This window comes from Prauserella muralis (genome assembly GCF_003202285.1).
Taxonomy (GTDB): domain Bacteria; phylum Actinomycetota; class Actinomycetes; order Mycobacteriales; family Pseudonocardiaceae; genus Prauserella_B; species Prauserella_B muralis.
Genome location: NZ_MASW01000007.1, coordinates 870,747 through 886,109 on the forward strand (window position 1 = coordinate 870,747; position 15,363 = coordinate 886,109).

General features: G+C 73.3%; 17 protein-coding genes. 9 read left to right on the forward strand and 8 right to left on the reverse strand.

Annotation, left to right across the window (positions count from 1 at the left end; all coding sequences use genetic code 11):
* Positions 1–18: 18 nt before the first annotated feature.
* From BAY60_RS33785 to BAY60_RS33805, 5 genes are all read left to right on the forward strand, one after another.
* Entirely contained in the window at positions 19–666 is a 648-nt protein-coding gene (locus BAY60_RS33785) for a hypothetical protein (protein WP_112285419.1), read from the forward strand.
* 40 nt (positions 667–706) lie between these two features.
* The gene (locus tag BAY60_RS33790) at positions 707–1,492 is read left to right on the forward strand and encodes a PIG-L family deacetylase (protein WP_112285420.1); all 786 of its coding nucleotides are present in this window, start codon (positions 707–709) and stop codon (positions 1,490–1,492) included.
* 5 nt (positions 1,493–1,497) lie between these two features.
* Positions 1,498–2,688, forward strand: a complete 1,191-nt coding sequence (locus BAY60_RS33795) for a cryptochrome/photolyase family protein (RefSeq protein WP_112285646.1) — start codon at positions 1,498–1,500, stop codon at positions 2,686–2,688.
* 43 nt (positions 2,689–2,731) lie between these two features.
* Entirely contained in the window at positions 2,732–3,085 is a 354-nt protein-coding gene (locus BAY60_RS33800) for an ArsR/SmtB family transcription factor (protein WP_112285647.1), read from the forward strand.
* 387 nt (positions 3,086–3,472) lie between these two features.
* Positions 3,473–4,009, forward strand: a complete 537-nt coding sequence (locus tag BAY60_RS33805; RefSeq protein ID WP_112285421.1) for a hydrogenase maturation protease — start codon at positions 3,473–3,475, stop codon at positions 4,007–4,009.
* Here the strand turns inward: BAY60_RS33805 and BAY60_RS33810 are convergent.
* From BAY60_RS33810 to BAY60_RS33825, 4 genes are read right to left on the reverse strand one after another with little or no spacing between them, the layout of a single operon-like run.
* The gene (locus tag BAY60_RS33810) at positions 3,959–4,699 is read right to left on the reverse strand and encodes an energy-coupling factor ABC transporter ATP-binding protein (protein ID WP_425466502.1); all 741 of its coding nucleotides are present in this window, start codon (positions 4,697–4,699) and stop codon (positions 3,959–3,961) included. The two genes, BAY60_RS33805 and BAY60_RS33810, sit on opposite strands and share 51 nt — an antisense overlap.
* Positions 4,687–5,442, reverse strand: a complete 756-nt coding sequence (gene cbiQ, locus BAY60_RS33815; protein ID WP_112285422.1) for a cobalt ECF transporter T component CbiQ — start codon at positions 5,440–5,442, stop codon at positions 4,687–4,689. The genes BAY60_RS33810 and cbiQ overlap by 13 nt, the downstream gene beginning before the upstream one ends.
* Complete coding sequence (locus BAY60_RS33820; RefSeq protein WP_245992926.1) at positions 5,439–5,795, reverse strand: PDGLE domain-containing protein; 357 nt, start codon at positions 5,793–5,795, stop codon at positions 5,439–5,441. Before BAY60_RS33820 ends, cbiQ begins: the two co-directional genes overlap by 4 nt.
* Positions 5,792–6,478: an energy-coupling factor ABC transporter permease gene (locus BAY60_RS33825; protein WP_112285424.1), complete on the reverse strand. Its 687-nt coding sequence runs from the start codon at positions 6,476–6,478 to the stop codon at positions 5,792–5,794. The genes BAY60_RS33820 and BAY60_RS33825 overlap by 4 nt, the downstream gene beginning before the upstream one ends.
* Positions 6,479–6,590: 112 nt before the next feature.
* On the opposite strand from BAY60_RS33825, the gene BAY60_RS33830 reads away from it, so the two are divergent.
* Together BAY60_RS33830 and BAY60_RS33835 are read left to right on the forward strand one after the other, a co-directional pair.
* Positions 6,591–7,325 (forward strand): HAD family hydrolase, encoded by a 735-nt coding sequence (locus tag BAY60_RS33830; RefSeq protein ID WP_112285425.1) that lies wholly within the window; start codon positions 6,591–6,593, stop codon positions 7,323–7,325.
* Positions 7,322–9,706 (forward strand): glycoside hydrolase family 65 protein, encoded by a 2,385-nt coding sequence (locus tag BAY60_RS33835; protein WP_112285426.1) that lies wholly within the window; start codon positions 7,322–7,324, stop codon positions 9,704–9,706. Before BAY60_RS33830 ends, BAY60_RS33835 begins: the two co-directional genes overlap by 4 nt.
* Here the strand turns inward: BAY60_RS33835 and BAY60_RS33840 are convergent.
* The 3 genes from BAY60_RS33840 to BAY60_RS33850 are packed head-to-tail and all read right to left on the reverse strand — an operon-like array spanning position 9,669 to position 11,633.
* On the reverse strand, positions 9,669–9,851 hold the full coding sequence (locus tag BAY60_RS33840) for a hypothetical protein (protein ID WP_112285427.1): 183 nt from the start codon (positions 9,849–9,851) through the stop codon (positions 9,669–9,671). The genes BAY60_RS33835 and BAY60_RS33840 overlap by 38 nt on opposite strands.
* Before the next feature lie 32 nt (positions 9,852–9,883).
* Positions 9,884–10,669, reverse strand: coding sequence for an Fpg/Nei family DNA glycosylase (locus BAY60_RS33845; RefSeq protein WP_112285428.1), 786 nt, complete (start codon positions 10,667–10,669; stop codon positions 9,884–9,886).
* A gap of 10 nt (positions 10,670–10,679) precedes the next feature.
* Positions 10,680–11,633, reverse strand: a complete 954-nt coding sequence (locus BAY60_RS33850) for a Ppx/GppA phosphatase family protein (RefSeq protein ID WP_112285649.1) — start codon at positions 11,631–11,633, stop codon at positions 10,680–10,682.
* 250 nt (positions 11,634–11,883) lie between these two features.
* Between BAY60_RS33850 and BAY60_RS33855 the strand changes: the two genes are divergently transcribed.
* The gene (locus BAY60_RS33855) at positions 11,884–12,576 is read left to right on the forward strand and encodes a sortase domain-containing protein (protein ID WP_112285429.1); all 693 of its coding nucleotides are present in this window, start codon (positions 11,884–11,886) and stop codon (positions 12,574–12,576) included.
* A 28-nt stretch (positions 12,577–12,604) separates the two neighbouring features.
* On the opposite strand, the gene BAY60_RS33860 is transcribed toward BAY60_RS33855, so the two are convergent.
* Positions 12,605–14,257 (reverse strand): DUF885 domain-containing protein, encoded by a 1,653-nt coding sequence (locus BAY60_RS33860; protein WP_112285430.1) that lies wholly within the window; start codon positions 14,255–14,257, stop codon positions 12,605–12,607.
* A 90-nt stretch (positions 14,258–14,347) separates the two neighbouring features.
* On the opposite strand from BAY60_RS33860, the gene BAY60_RS33865 reads away from it, so the two are divergent.
* The gene (locus BAY60_RS33865; RefSeq protein WP_112285650.1) at positions 14,348–15,343 is read left to right on the forward strand and encodes an AsnC family protein; all 996 of its coding nucleotides are present in this window, start codon (positions 14,348–14,350) and stop codon (positions 15,341–15,343) included.
* Positions 15,344–15,363: the final 20 nt, after the last annotated feature.

Below are 15,363 nucleotides of genomic sequence, written 5' to 3' on the forward strand. Positions count from 1 at the left end.
CCCCCGTGAGGAGCGGCCGTGATACCCGACCTGCCGGCCAATCCGTTGTCGATCGAGCTGACCCTCGGCCACCGCAGGCTGTGGTGGCACGTCGAGGAGCAGGACGAGGACCCGGAGCCCTGGGACATCTCGGCCGACGTGTGGGAGCCCAACCCCTGCCCCGACGGGCTGCGGCACGTCGGCGACATCTCGGTGGTCATCACCGACGTCCCGCGCAGGCGCAGCCTGCTGGACACGGTCGCACTCGGCGAGCGCATCCACGACTTCCTCGCCGAGGCCGTGGTCGGCGAGCACCGGCGGCTGCATCCCGAACTCGACGCCCGGCTCTGCCCTGGCCCTGAGCGCTTCGTCATCGTGTGCCGCGTGGAGATCGCCGAGGAGTGGCAGGGACACGGACTGGCCGGCTCGCTGCTGGCGTGCACCCTGCGCATGCTGTCCAAGACCGCCCGGCTGGCCGTGGCGGGGCCGACCAAGGCCGACTTCGCCGACGAGGACCTCGACGAGATGTCCGCCGAGTTCGCCGGGGCCCGCGTCACCGGGCTGCTGGAGCGGATCGGCTTCTGGCGCTGGCGCGGCGTGCACGTGGTGGATCTGCGCAGCGACCGGCTGCTGGCCGCAAGGCAGGACCTGCTCGACCTGTGGTGGCCGGACGACGACATCGGCTGACCGGGGCCGGCAGGGCCGCCGCTCACGTAGGGTCGGTTCCATGGCGACCCTGGTGACCTTTCACGCCCACCCCGACGACGAGTGCATCGGGTGCGGCGGCATCATGCGCAAGGCGTCCGAGGAAGGGCATCGCGTCGTGCTGGTGGTGGCCACGCGCGGCGAGCACGGTGAGGTGGTCGAGGGTGTCCTCGGCGAGAACGAGCCGCTGTGGCAGCGCCGCGTCGCCGAGACCCACGCCTCCGCCGAGATCCTCGGCGCGCACCGCGTGGAGTTCCTCGGCTACGTCGACTCCGGGATGATGGGCGAGCCCACCAACTCCGCACCCGGGTCCTTCTGGACCACCCCCGTCGAGGACGCCGCGCAGAAGCTCGCGGCCATCCTGCGCGAGGAGTCGGCCGACGTGCTCACGTGCTACGACGACAACGGCGGCTACGGGCATCCCGACCACATCCAGGTGCACAGGGTGGGGATGCGGGCGGCCGAGCTCGCGGGAACGCCCAGGGTCTACCAGGGCACGCTGAACCGCGACCACCTGGCACGCGGCAGGCAGGAGATGGCGGGCGCGCTGGAGGCCGAGATCCCGGACCCGGGCACCGACGAGACGTTCGGCAAGCCCGAGTCGGAGATCACCGCCGCCGTCGACGTCACCCCGTACCTGGAGCACAAGCGCCGCGCGATGCGCGCGCACGCCAGCCAGATCAGCGAGCAGTCGTTCTTCCTGGCGCTGCCCGACGACGCGTTCGCCTACGCCTTCGGCACCGAGTGGTTCATCCGCGAGGGCCAGGGCCCCGGCATCACCGAAACCGACCTCATGGCAGGCTTGTGACGGCCATGACCGTCGCGATCGCACTGTTCACTCGGGACCTGCGCGTCCACGACAACCCGGTACTGCACGCCGCCGTGAGCTCGGCAGAGCGGGTCGTCCCGCTGTTCGTGCTCGACGAGGCCATCACCGGCGGCCGGTTCAACCGGCCCAACCGCGCCGTGTTCCTCGCCGCCTGCCTGCGCGACCTCGACCGCGGCCTGCGCGAGCGCGGCGGCAGACTCGTGGTGCGGCGCGGCAGGACCGCCGACGAGGTGGCCAGGCTCGCCGACGAGCACGACGTCACCGCGGTGCACGTGGCCGCGGACGTCAGCGGCTTCGCCCGGCGCCGCGAGGAGACCCTGCGCGAGCGCCTCGCCGCGGCGGGCCGGGACCTGTGCGTGCACGACACGTCGGTCACCGTGGTGCCGCCGGGCGCCGTCACCCCGAGCGGCAACGACCACTTCGCCGTCTACACGCCGTACTACCGGCAGTGGTCGGCCGCAGCGAAACGCGCGGTGCTGCCCGCGCCGCGGCGGCTCTCGCTGCCGAACGTGGCCGAGGGCTCGCTGCCCGCGCGCGAGGAGATCTGTCCCGGACCGACGTCGCCCGACCTTCCCGAGGGCGGCGAGCGGGCGGGCCGTGCGCTGCTGGACGCGTGGGTGGACGGCCCCGTGCGCGACTACGGCTCGGCGCACGACGACCTCGCCGCCGACGGCACGTCACGGCTGTCCCCGCACCTGCACTTCGGCACGGTGTCGCCGACCGAACTGGTGCACCGCGCCCGCGAGTCCGCCGAGTTCGTACGCCAGGTGGCCTGGCGCGACTTCCACCACCAGGTCCTCGCCGCGCGGCCCTCGGCGGCCACGCGGGACTACCGGCCGCACGGCGACCGCTGGCGCCGCTCGGCGATAGACCTGCGGGCGTGGCAGGAGGGCCGCACCGGCTACCCGATCGTGGATGCCGGGATGCGGCAGCTGCGCAGGGAAGGCTGGCTGCACAACCGCGTGCTCAACCCGCTGCTGCAGGCCAAGCGCTACGACCCGGACGGGGCCTACGTCCGGCGCTACGTGCCGGAGCTGGCGAAGATCCCCGGTGCGGCCGTGCACGAGCCGTGGAAGCTGCCGCCCGCGATGCTCGACGACCTCGGCTATCCCCGGCCGATCGTGGACCTGCGCGAGGGCAGCGAGCGGTTCCTCACCGCGAGGGGGAAACGCTAGCGTGGCGGCGCGGGGTGCCCAGCGGCAGTGGGATCATGGCGACATGACCTCCGACCCGCAACGCCGGCTCATCGATCCCAGCCGGGTCGATGCCGCCGTGCGGGGTCTCGGCGACCGCGAGACCGTCGTGCAGTGGGCCGACCGGTTCTCGGTCATCGCCGACCCGACGAGGCTGACCCTGCTGGTGTGCATCCACTACGCGCGGGAGATCTGTGTCAGCGACCTCGCCGCCGCCGCGGGCATGACCGACACGGCGGTGTCGCAGGCGCTGCGGCTGCTGCGCGCGCACGGCCTGGTGACGGCGCACCGCAGCGGGCGGGTCGTCTACTACCGGCTCGCCGACGCGACGATGCACGAGCTGATCCACCATGTCCGCCCGCACCCGGACGGAGGGTAGGCCGTCCGGCCGCCCACGACCGCGCTCATCCCCGCATCGTGATGCGATGATGTGAACGGAGGAGTGGTTCGCTTCATCCGGCGACTTCTTCGCGACCTGCCCCCTCACCGAGGGAAGCCTGGCGCGGTTGCTGGTGCGAGAAGCCTCGGCGGCCGAGGCCACCCGGGACGTCCTGCCGTCGATCGCCCACGACCGGCGCACGTCTTCTGGACCGACGGCCTTGCGTACCGGGATGTGCGGCCGACCGGCACGTGACCTTCGACGAAGGTCTGGCCACACTCCACGGAGACGTCGCCGAGCTCCTGGCACGCTGACCCGCGCGTCACGATCACGCGGCGGGTCACTCTTCCCGTTGTGCGGCCGCTGCGGCGGTTCTACCGTTGACCCATGAGGCCGCGAGTGCTGGTCGCCGGGGTGGGTAACGCGCTGCTCGGTGACGACGGCTTCGGCGTCGACGTGGTGCAGCGGCTGGAGGCGGAGGCGCTGCCGGACTGGGTGCAGATCGCCGACTTCGGCCTCGGCTGCGGCGCCCGGGTCGCGCAGCACCTGCTCGGCGGCTACGACACCACGATCCTCGTCGACGCGACGCCCCGCGGCGGGCGGCCCGGCGAGCTGTGCGTCATCGAGGCGGAGCTGGACGAGCACCCGCACGCCCTGCCCCTGCTGCTCGACCCGCACGGCATCCGGCCCGAGGGCGCGCTGCGGCTGCTGGAGCTGCTCGGCGGCGACGCGGGCCGGGTGCTGGTCGTCGGCTGCGAGCCCGCGAAGACCACCGGTGTCGGGCTCAGTGACCCCGTGGCGGCCGCCGTGCCGGAGGCGGTGCGGATCGTGCGGGACCTGGTGTGGGGCACCGAGCCCGGCCGTCCCGTCGTGTCAGTCCAGCCGGAAGCCCCACGGCAGTTCGAGGCGGTGCGCGGCCAGTAGCCCGGCGTCGGCGAGCAGCTCGCGCGTCGGGCCGTCGGCCACCACCACGCCGTCGTCGACGAGCACGCTGCGCGGGCACAGCTGCAGGGCGAACGGCAGGTCGTGGGTGACCATCAGCATCGTGCGCCCGAGCGACAGCAGCAGTTCGGCCAGCTCCCGGCGCGCCACCGGCTCCAGGTTGGACGACGGCTCGTCGAGCACCAGGATCTCCGGGTCGCAGGCGAGCACGGTGGCCAGCGCGGCCCGCCGCCGCTGCCCGAACGACAGGTGCATGGGCGAGCGATCGGCGTGTGCGGCCATGCCGACCGCCTCGAGCGCCCGAGCGACCCGCTGGTCGAGCTCGGCCTCGGGCACGCCGAAGTTGCGCGGCCCGAACGCCACGTCCTCGGCGACGGTCGGCATGAACAGCTGGTCGTCGGGGTCCTGGAACACCACGCCCACCCTGCGGCGGATCTCGGGCAGGCTGCGCCTGCGGACGGCGAGGCCCGCCACCTCGACGTGCCCGCCGCCGCCGGAGAGCACGCCGTTGAGGTGCAGCACCAGCGTGGTCTTGCCCGCGCCGTTGGGGCCGAGCACGGCGACCCGTTCCCCCGGCTCGACGCGCAGGTCGATGCCGCCCAGTGCCCGGTGACCATCCGGATAGGAGTAATCGAGGTCCTTGACCAGCAGGGCCGGAGTCACGCCGTCCACAGTCCCACCCCCGCCACGACGGCGACCAGCAGCGCCGGGCTCACCCCGGCCAGCCAGCGGCGCACCCCGACCCTGGCCCCCTGCGGCGCGGGCAGCGCACCGGTCCAGCCCCGCGCGAGCATCGCCAGGTGCACCCGCTCCCCGCGCTCGTAGCTGCGCAGGAACAGCACCCCGATGCCGCGCGCGGTCGCACCGGCCTGCCACAGAAACCGCGGGTCGTGACCGCGGCAGATCCGCGCGGTGCGCATCCTGCGCGCCTCGGCGGCGATCACCTCGGCGTAGCGCAGCATGAGCCCGGCGATGGTGGTGAGCAGGCGGGGCGCGTGGAGCCGCTGCAGGCCGACGACGATGTCCCTCGGATGCGTCGTGGCCGCCAGCGTCAGCGACGTCAGCACGCCGAGGGTGCCCTTGACGAGGATGTTCCACCCGGCCAGCGCGCCGTCGACCGACACGGAGACGCCCAGCACCTCGGTGCGCGGACCGCCACCCGTGAACGGCAGCACGAGCGCCAGCAGCACGAACGGGACCTCGATGAGCGCCCTGCGCGCCAACCAGCCGACCGGCACGCCCGCCAGCGCCCACACCGCCGCCAGCACGAGCAGGTGCAGGCCGAAGGCCCAGAACGCCTCCCGCGGGGTGGCGACCACGGCCAGCACCGCCCCGAAGGCCGCCACCACCTTCACCTGCGGAGGCAGCCGGTGGACCGGCGAGTCGCCCGGCCTGTGCAGCACCGAGGCACTCACGGGTCGTCCCGGCCTGCCCGCGTCCCCCTGCGCCTGAGCACCCAGAACAGCCCACCCGCCACCACGAGCGTCGCCAGCACCCCCAGTACGCCGGCGATGCCGGTGAACGCGTCGTCGCCGCCGACCGCGTAGTCGGCCAGCGGCGAGTTCGCGAGCACGTGGTCCTCCGCATGCTGCGCGGGGCACGATCCGCGCAGCTCTCCCCCGGTCTCCGTGCATCCCTGCTGGGTCACCGAGTCCAGCCCGTCGGGGTCGCTGTCGGCCACGTACGACAGCAGTCCCGCGATCAGCAGCGCGACGACGGCGAACCCGGCGAAGAACCAGGCACCGCGGCGGCCTGCCACAGCCCTCACGACGTCACCTCCCGCAGCGGCGCCCGCCTGCGCAGCAGGTACACCAGATCGGGCCGCGCCCCGGCGACCGCGCCCACGGTGAGCGCGGTGATGACGCCCTCACCGATGCCGATGAGCACGTGCACGCCCACGAGAGCGGCCGCGAAGCCGCCGAGCGACACCGCGCCCTGCCCGCCGATGGCGTACTCCAGCACGAACCCGCAGGCCGCGACGACCGTGTTGACGAGCGCGGCGGCGAACGCGACGCCGACCAGGCCCGCACGGGAGCGGGTCGCGAGCCGACGCAGCAGCATCGCCACGCCGAACCCGGCGGCCGTGCCGAGCAGAGCCATGTTGGTGATGTTGGCGCCGAGCGCGGTCAGCCCGCCGTCGGCGAACAGCAGTGCCTGGAGCACCAGCACCACGCTCACGCACAGCGCACCCACCCACGGCCCCACGAGGATCGCGGCGAGCGCGCCGCCCAGCAGGTGACCGCTGACGCCGGGCAACACCGGAAAGTTGATCATCTGCACCGCGAAGACGAACGCCGCGACCAGCCCGGCCAGCGGGGCGGTCCGGTCGTCGAGGTCCCTGCGCGAACCCGCGACGGCCACCGCGAGCCCGGCCACGGCGACCGCGCCGAACAGCACCGAGGTGGGCGCGTCGAGCAGGCCGTCGCTGGCATGCATGGCGACCGTGGTCATCGGCACCCTCCCGGGTTACCACGTGATCGGCTCATCATCTTTTCATCTGCTCAGATGTCAGCACAGATGCTAACCGTGGCGGCACCGGAACACCACCACTAGCGTGAGGCCCATGATCGGGTTGCCCGGCACGATCACAGCGTGTCTCTTCGACCTGGACGGCGTGCTGACGAGCACGGCCGCCCTCCACATGCAGGCCTGGAAACAGACGTTCGACGAGTTCCTGCGGCAGCGGCAGGGCGCGGACTTCCAGCCGTTCACCGAGGGCGACTACACGGCTTATGTGGACGGTATGCCCCGCTACGACGGGGTGCGCACGTTCCTCGCCTCCCGCGGGATCGAGCTGCCCGAAGGCGCCCCCGGCGAGCCGGGGCCCGAGCCGACGGTGCGCTCGGTCGGCGACCGCAAGAATGAACTGGTGCAACGCATCATCGCCGAGCAGGGCATCACCCCGTTCCCCGGCTCGGTGCGCTACCTGCAGGCCGCCGAGGACGCCGGGATGGCCATCGGCGTCGTCACGTCCTCGGCCAACGCCGTCGGCGTCCTCGACGCTGCCGACCTGACCCGCTTCGTCCGCGCGAGAGTGGACGGCGTGGTGATCGCGCGCGAGAACCTGCGTGGAAAGCCCGCCCCCGACTCGTTTCTGGCCTGCGCCGACGAGCTCGGCGTGCGGCCTGCCGAGGCCGCCGTGTTCGAGGACGCGCAGGCGGGCGTGCAGGCGGGCAAGGCAGGTGGCTTCGGCTACGTGGTCGGCGTCGACCGCGCGGGCCAGGCCGACGCGCTGCGTGCGCACGGAGCCGACATCGTCGTGGACGACCTCGCCGAGCTGCTGGAGGTCCCGGGATGACCGACACCGAGCAGGGATACGAGTGCGCCCCGTGGGAGCTGCGCTGGCAGGGCCTCGCCGTGGACCAGCTCCAGCGCACCGAGTCGACCTTCGCACTGTCCAACGGGCACATCGGCATGCGCGGCACCCTGGAGGAGGCCGAGCCGCGCGGCCTGCCCGGCACCTACCTCAACGGGTTCTACGAGGAACACGACCTGCCCTACGCCGAGGCGGGCTACGGCTACCCGGAGGCGGGCCAGACGGTGGTCAACGTCACCGACGGCAAGATCATCCGGCTGCTCGTCGAGGACGAGCCGCTGGACATGCGCTACGGCCACGCCTCGGAACATCATCGCGTCCTCGACTTCCGCTCCGGCACGCTGCGCAGGGAGACGGTGTGGACCTCGCCCACCGGGCGGCGGGTGCGCGTGAGCACCGAGCGGCTGGTGTCGTTCACGCAACGCGCGGTCGCGGCCGTCCGCTATGAGGTCGAGCCGCTCGACGGCGAGCTGCAGCTGGTGGCGCAGTCCGACCTGCTGGCCAACGAGCCGATCGAGTCGGACACGAGCGATCCGCGCGTGGCCGCGGCGCTGGAGTCGCCGCTGGCGGTGGAGTTCGCCCAGGCCGAGGACTACCGCGCGGTGCTCGTGCACCGCACCCGGCGCTCGGGGCTGCGGGTGGCCGCCGCCATGGACCACCAGGTGCAGACCACCGACAGCCTCCGCAGCGACATCATGGTGGAGGACGACCTCGCCCGGTTGACGCTGGCGGTGGACGTGCCCCAGGGCGAGAAGCTGCGGATCACCAAGTTCCTCGGCTACGGCTGGTCGGCGCAGCGCTCGATACCGGCGCTGCGCGCGCAGGTCGACGCCGCGCTCGCAGGCGCACTGCAGACCGGCTGGGAGGGGCTGCTCGCCGAGCAGCGCGAGTTCCTCGACCACTACTGGAACACCGCCGACATCGAGATCGAGGGTGACCCGGAACTGCAGCAGGCCCTGCGGTTCGCGCTGTTCCACGTGTTGCAGGCGGGAGCCCGCGGGGAGAGCCGCGCGATTCCCGGCAAGGGGCTGACCGGCCCCGGCTATGACGGGCACGCGTTCTGGGACACCGAGAGCTTCGTGCTCCAGCTGCTGACCTACACCCTGCCCGACGCCGCGCGCGACGCGCTGCTGTGGCGGCATTCCACTGTGGACAAGGCGAGAGACAGGGCGCGCCAGCTCGGCCTGCGCGGGACGGCGTTTCCGTGGCGCTCCATCAACGGCGCGGAGTGCTCGGCGTACTGGCCCGCGGGCACGGCGGCCTTCCACGTCAACGCCGACATCGCCGACGCGACCGTGCGCTACCTCAACGCCACCCGCGACACGGAGTTCGAGCGGCAGGCCGGCACGGAGCTGCTCGTGGAGACCGCGCGGCTGTGGATCTCGCTCGGCCACCACGATCCGCACGGCGGCTTCCGCATCGACGGGGTCACCGGGCCCGACGAGTACACGGCGGTGCTGGACAACAACGTCTACACCAACCTGATGGCGCAGCGGAACCTGCACGAGGCGGCCGCGTCGTGCGAGCGGCAGCCCGACATCGCCACCGCGCTCGGCGTCGACGACACCGAGCTGGCACAGTGGCGCGACGCGGCCCGCAAGATGCTGGTGCCCTACGACGAGCTGCTGGAGGTGCACCCGCAGTCGGAGCGGTTCACCGAGCACGCGCGGTGGGAGTTCGACAACACCCCGCCCCACCGCTACCCGCTGCTGCTCAACTACCCCTACTTCGACCTGTACCGCAAGCAGGTCGTCAAGCAGGCCGACCTGGTGCTCGCGATGCACCTGCGCGGCGACGCCTTCTCGCTGGAGCAGAAGCAGCGCAACTTCGCCTACTACGAGGCGCTGACCGTGCGCGACTCGTCGCTGTCGGCGGGCACGCAGGCCGTGCTCGCCGCCGAGTGCGGGCACGTGGACCTGGCCTACGACTACCTCGCCGAGGCGGCGTTCACCGATCTGCACGACCTGCACGGCAACGTGCGCAACGGCCTGCACATGGCCTCGCTCGCCGGGGCGTGGCTGGCCACGGTCGCGGGCTTCGGCGGGATGCGTGACCACCACGGCACGCTGACGTTCCGGCCCAGGCTGCCGGGCGCCCTGCAACGGATCGGGTTCCGCATGTGCTTTCTCGGCTCGCAGTTCGCCGTGGAGATCCAGCAGGACAAGACCGCCTACCGGCTGGTGCGCGGCGACCCGCTCACCATCGCCCACTACGACACGCCGGTGCCGCTGACCGAGGAGACCACCACGCTGCCCATCCCGCAGCTGGAGACACCGGAGCGCCCCACGCAGCCGGCGGGGCGCGCCCCGGTGCACCGCACGGGACCTAGTCGGGCGGTTCGATGGTGCCCGCCTCCGCGTTGACGTCGTCGCCGGGCTGGATCTCGTCCTTGTTCGGCGGCTCCGGCACGTCCTCGGTGCCCCCGGGAACGTCGCGGTTCGGCGGGGCCGGAACGTCCGCCGAAGGCCGCGGCTCCGGCTCTCTCGGATTCACCTCGTCGTTCCGCATACCCCGATTCGTACCCTTCCCGCGCGGGCTTGTCATGTCGGCTGGCACCGCGGGCACCAGACGGTGGACCTGCCGTCCACCCGCCCCCGGCACAGGGTGGTGCCGCAGCGCGGGCAGGACGCGGACGGCTCGTCACGCCGCCCGGTGAGCCACGACGGCCTCGGCGGCACCCGCCCGGCCTCGACCGACTGCCGCAGCACCGTGCCCATCCTCGCGTGCAGCCTGCCGAGATCGCCCCTGCTCAGCCCGGCCGCCGCCCGGTGCGGAGAGAGCTTGGCCCGCCACAGGATCTCGTCGGCGAGCAGGTTGCCGAGCCCCGCGAGCACGCTCTGATCCGTCAGCGCCGACTTGGTCCTGCGCCGCAACCCGCCCAGCAGCCTGCCCAGCTCGTCGCGCGAGACGCTCAGCGCGTCCGGACCCAGGTCACCGAGCGCGGCGCGGCTTTCGGTCTCGTCCCTGGCCAGGCGCAGGCCGGTGAGCTTGCGCATGTCGCGGTAGCGCAGCTCGCCCTCGGCGAAGGTGAACACCACCCGATCGTGCCGGTGCCGGGGCCGGTCCTCGCCGTCCCAGACCAGCGAGCCGGTCATGCCGAAGTGCAGCAGCAGCGCCTCGCCGTCACCGGCGACCGGCGCGATCAGCCACTTGCCGTGCCGGGCGGGTTCGCCGAACCGGCGCCCGCGCACCACACTCCGCAGCCGTGCGGGAGCGACGCCGCGCAGCACCTGGGCGTCGAGGACGTCGACGTCGCGTACCCGGGCACCCGCCGCGTGCTCGGCGAACACGCGCCGGAAGCCCTCGACGTCGGGCAGCTCGGGCATGCCGGGCTCCTCACGCCACCGACCTGGCGGCCGCGCTCGGCTCGGGTGCGTCGAGCAGGCTGAGCAGCAGCCCCTGGGTGGTCGACCACGGGCAGATCACGGCCGAGCCGCCGAAAACGGTCAGCAGCGCCTCGGCCACCACCGCGCCCGCGAGCGCCTGGCGAGCCCGCGGCCGGGAAATGCCGGGCAGGTCGGCCCTGCGCGAGGCGGGCAGCGTCGCCAGCCGGGGAATCCACTCGCGCAGGTCCTCCACGTAGAGGTCCCTGGCCGCGCCGTCGCGGTGCGGGCGTGAACCGGCGAGCCTCGCCAGCTGCCGCAGCACCTTGGAACAGCCGACCGTGCGGAAGCCGCGCAGCTGGGGCTCGGTCTCGGCCAGCGCCCGCCGCACCCGGTCGAGAGCGTGCTCGCGCAGCGCGGAGACCCGCTGCTCCGACGGCACGTCGGTGTCGAGCCACAGCCGGGTCATCTCGCGGGCGCCCAGCCGCAGCGACCGCGCGAACGAGGCCCGCTCGCCGCGCCCCGCGGCCAGCTCGACGGTGCCGCCGCCGATGTCGAGCACGGCCAGCGGCCCCGCCGACGCGCCGAACCAGCGGCGCGCCGCCAGGTACGACAGCTCGGCCTCCCGCTTGCCGGACAAGAACCGGAGCTCGACCCCGGTGGTCCTGCGGACCTGCTGGACCACCTCAGCGGCGTTGCGGGCGTCCCGGATCGAGGATGTGGCCAGCGGAAACACCTCGGCGACCCCGTGGGCGCGGGCCTGTGCGTCGATCTCGGCGACGGCCGCGCAGATCGCGTCGACGCCGTCCCTGCCGAGCCTGCCGGAAGGGTCCAGCTCCCGGTCGAGCCGCAGCCGCACCTTGTGGCTGAACAGCGGGTCGACCAGCGACCCGCCGCGCTCGGCGGCGAGCAGGCGGGCGCTGAAGCACCCGACGTCGAGCACTCCTACCGTCGCGGCTGTCCTCACCTGCACCTCCGAAGGTCACTGCCCGTGGGATTCCCACGGCACGTGGCGAATAACAACCGTATAACCCAAATGAGTGACATTTAACCGTGTGACAGCCCGTGGCGTAACGACACATCGTGTTGGCAGCGATCAGGTAGGCATCAGGGCGCTGTGAGGGGGAGCCCGAAAGCGCTGGTGGGAGAGGTTCCGCGCGGGTGGAGGACGAGCCCATGGGGTGGATTCCGGCTGTGCGCGTCGAGGGCAGGGCCACGTGACGACGCCGGCCACGAGCACGCGACGCGACGACGCCGGGCGGCTGGGCGCCGCGGCGGCTGCCGTCGTCGTCACGCTGGCCGCCGTGCTCACCGGGGTCGCGCTGGTCCGTTCGGGGCCGGCCGCCGACGGTTCGACCCCCTCCCCCGGCGCGAACACCGCCGTCCCGGACGCCGAGATCGAGGTGTACAGCGGCCCGGTGCCGCCCGCGCACGCCCCGCTGCCCGCGTCGCCGCCCCGCTCGCTGGCCGTCCCGGCCGCCGAGGTCGGCACCGGCTCCCTCATCGAGCTCGGCCGGACCCCGGCCGGGGTCACCGAGGTGCCCGGCTACGCCAAGGCCGTCGGCTGGCTCACCGAGCACGGCAGCCCGGGTGAACGCGGCCCCGCCGTGCTCACCGGCCATGCCGACTTCGCCTACGAACGCGGCTCGTTCTTCCGCCTGCGTGACGTGCGGCCCGGCGACCTCGTGACCGTCGGAAGGCAGGACGGCACCGAGGCGGTGTTCACCGTCTACCGGGTGGAGATCCTGCCCCCGGAACTGGCCACCGCCCGCGCCACCGTGCCCACCGACCAGCCCGACCTGCGGCTGCTGACCGCCTCCGGTGACTACGACAACGCCTACAGCGAGCACGACGACGCCGTGCTCGTCTACGCCCGGCTCACCGGGGTGGACGCGGGCCGCGCCGCCTGAACCGCCGCGGCCCGCGCGCCCAGGCCGGTCAGGCCGAGGCCCACTCCAGCACGACGTCGGCCAGCACCGACAGCGGCAGCGCACCCCCGCCGAGGACCACGTCGTGGAAGCCGCGGACGTCGAACCGCTCCCCCCTGCGGCGCTCCGCCTCGGCACGCAGCCGCTGGATCTCCAGCCTGCCGACCATGTACGACAGCGCCTGGCCCGGATAGCCGATGTAGCGGTCGACCTCCGAGGTGATCTCCACCGACGGCATCGGCGTGTTGCGCTCCAGGAACTCCACCGCCTGCTGCCGGGTCCAGCCCTTGGCGTGCAGCCCGGTGTCCACCACCAGCCTGCCCGCGCGCATCGAGTCCATGCTGAGCATGCCCAGCAACGACACGTCGTCGGAGTACAGGCCCATCTCCTGCGCGAGCCGCTCCGAGTACAGGCCCCAGCCCTCCGTGTAGGCGTTGAACTCGCCGAGCCTGCGCAGCAGCGGCAGGTCGGTGAGCCCGAGCGCGGTGCTGAGCTGGAAGTGGTGCCCGGGAATCGCCTCGTGGAAGGCCGTGACCTCGGCGGTCTGCCGGAACCGCTCGGTCACCTGGTGGGTGTTGGCGAAGTACGTGCCGGGGCGGGAGCCGTCGGCGGCGGGCAGCAGGTAGTAGGCGGCCGCGGCGCCCGGCGCCTCCGCCGCGGGCACCGGCTCCACCACCCACGGGTGCGGCGGGATCGTGCCGAACCACCGGGGAGCCGCCTGCTCGGCCCTGGTGATCGCCGCGCGGGCCGTCTCCAGCAGCTCGTCGGCGTCCTTCCAGCGCAGCGCCGGGTCGGTCCGCAGCCGGCTGAAGATGTCCTGCAGGTCGCCGGTGCCGAACACGCGCTCGCCGATCTCGGCGTACTCCTCGGCCAGCCGTTCGATCAGCTCGAGCCCGGTGGTGTGCAGGTCCTCCGGGTCGCGGTCGGTGGTCGTGTGCACGCGGGCCAGCGCGGCGTAGATGTCGTCGCCGCCGGGCAGGTGGCACACGCCGGGCCGCTCGTCGGGCCGGGCGTGCGCGAGGATGTCGGCCCCGAGGGAGTCGCGGTAGGCGGCGAATGCCGGGCGCACCACGTCGGCGAGCAGCGTGTCGCGGCGGCGCGCGAACTCGTCGGTGGGGGCGGGCTGGCGCAGCAGTGGGTCGTTGCCGGGGTCACCGAGATAGCGATCGAGGTGCGCGATGGCGCTGCGCACCAGCCGCGCCACCGGCACCCTGCCCGCCGCGACACCGGCCCGGTGCCGCTCGGCGGCCTCGCGCAGGTACGCGGGCACGGCGGCCAGCCGCTCGAGGTGTGCCTCGCCCTGCGCGGCGTCGGCCACCGACAGCATCGGCAGGATCGTGAGCAGGCTGGAGGCAGGCGCCACGAAGAAGTCGCTGACCGTGAACTCGACGGCCCGTGTGTCGATCTGCTCCCTGCGAGCCCGCGCGGAGGCCAGCAACACGTCGCGGGTCACCCGGTCCTGGGAGGCCAGGGTTCCCGGGTCCACGGCGGCGGCCTTCTCGGCGATGGCCTCCAGCTGACGCCGGTGAGCCTGCTCGTGCTCCGCGTCGAGGCTGCCGAGTCCCGTGCGCAGCGGGTCGATGCCCAGCACGGCAGGCCACAGCGGCTCCGCCTCGAACAACAGCTGAACGTACTCGTCGGCGAGCGCCGTGACATCGGTCATGGCGCGAGCATAGTGAACGGCACGGCCCGTTCGCGGCTGCATGCAGCGGCACCGGTGGCCGCGCCCGCCCGGTGTCCTAGGCTCGTGCTCGTGGCCGTCACCGATCCCGTCGACGCTCGCCTGCTCGCCGCGCTCGCGGACGTGGGCAAGGCGGCGGTGCACGAGATCGCGGCGAAGGTCGGCCTCGACCCGAGGGAAGCCGCCTACCGGCTGGTGAACCTGTCGGCGAACGGGCTGCCCCTGCTGGTCGGCGTGGAGAGCGACCCGAACGGGCTGCGCGCGGCCCTGGCCGGCGCGTGGCAGCAGGGCAGGCCGCAGCCGCAGCACGGCCCCGCCCCGGGGCAGCCGCCGCAGCCGCACCATCCGGGTCCGCCTCCGCATCCGGCAGGTCCTCAGGGCGCGCCGAGCGGCGCCCACCCGGTACAGGGAACGCCGAGCGGTCCGCATCCGGTGCACGGCGTTGCCTCGGGCCCCTACCCACCTCCCCCGCAGCAGCAGTGGCCTGCCCAGACGGCGCCCCCGCCACAGCCGCCACAGCCGACACAGCCGCCTCCGGACCCGGTGATGAGCACGTGGGGACCACCGCAGAGCGCGCTGTGGGCGCGCGGCGACCAGCCGCCGACCGTCGGCCCGCCCCCACCGCCACCTGCGGCACCCGCGCCGGTCCGCACCGGGCGGCCGGGTGACGTGCTGGAAACCGAGGGGCTCGAGGGCGAGCGCCTCGCCGTCCAGCTACTGGAGGTGCAGGACCCCGCCGACTACCTGTTCGCCGCCGCGGGCTACCGCCTCGACGACGGTGAGCGGGCCATCGTCGTGCACACGGAGGTGACCAACCGGGGCAACACGCCGTTCGCGTCGCTGCCGGACAACTACCTGGAGCTGCTCACCGCCGACGGCGGCGTCATCGGCAAGGCGCCGGTGTCGCTGACGTCCCGGCCGCCGCACAAGATCGGCGTACAGCCGGGCGAGACCACGGGCGGGCACACCGTGTACGTGCTGCCGGAGGGCACCCGCATCGCCTCGGTGCGCTGGAGTCCTCGTCCCGAGCCGGACGAGCGTAGCCTCGTCTGGTCGATCGACGACTGACCGACCCGGTGTGTTGGCCG

Excerpts from the sequence above, each read along its gene's own strand:
- BAY60_RS33790 (WP_112285420.1), top strand. The coding sequence starts at position 707 with ATGGCGACCCTGGTGACCTTTCACGCCCACCCCGACGACGAGTGCATC.
- BAY60_RS33795 (WP_112285646.1), top strand. The coding sequence starts at position 1,498 with ATGACCGTCGCGATCGCACTGTTCACTCGGGACCTGCGCGTCCACGAC.
- BAY60_RS33800 (WP_112285647.1), top strand. The coding sequence starts at position 2,732 with ATGACCTCCGACCCGCAACGCCGGCTCATCGATCCCAGCCGGGTCGAT.
- BAY60_RS33805 (WP_112285421.1), top strand. The coding sequence starts at position 3,473 with ATGAGGCCGCGAGTGCTGGTCGCCGGGGTGGGTAACGCGCTGCTCGGT.
- BAY60_RS33825 (WP_112285424.1), bottom strand. The coding sequence starts at position 6,478 with ATGACCACGGTCGCCATGCATGCCAGCGACGGCCTGCTCGACGCGCCC.
- BAY60_RS33830 (WP_112285425.1), top strand. The coding sequence starts at position 6,591 with ATGATCGGGTTGCCCGGCACGATCACAGCGTGTCTCTTCGACCTGGAC.
- BAY60_RS33835 (WP_112285426.1), top strand. The coding sequence starts at position 7,322 with ATGACCGACACCGAGCAGGGATACGAGTGCGCCCCGTGGGAGCTGCGC.
- BAY60_RS33840 (WP_112285427.1), bottom strand. The coding sequence starts at position 9,851 with ATGCGGAACGACGAGGTGAATCCGAGAGAGCCGGAGCCGCGGCCTTCG.
- BAY60_RS33845 (WP_112285428.1), bottom strand. The coding sequence starts at position 10,669 with ATGCCCGAGCTGCCCGACGTCGAGGGCTTCCGGCGCGTGTTCGCCGAG.
- BAY60_RS33860 (WP_112285430.1), bottom strand. The coding sequence starts at position 14,257 with ATGACCGATGTCACGGCGCTCGCCGACGAGTACGTTCAGCTGTTGTTC.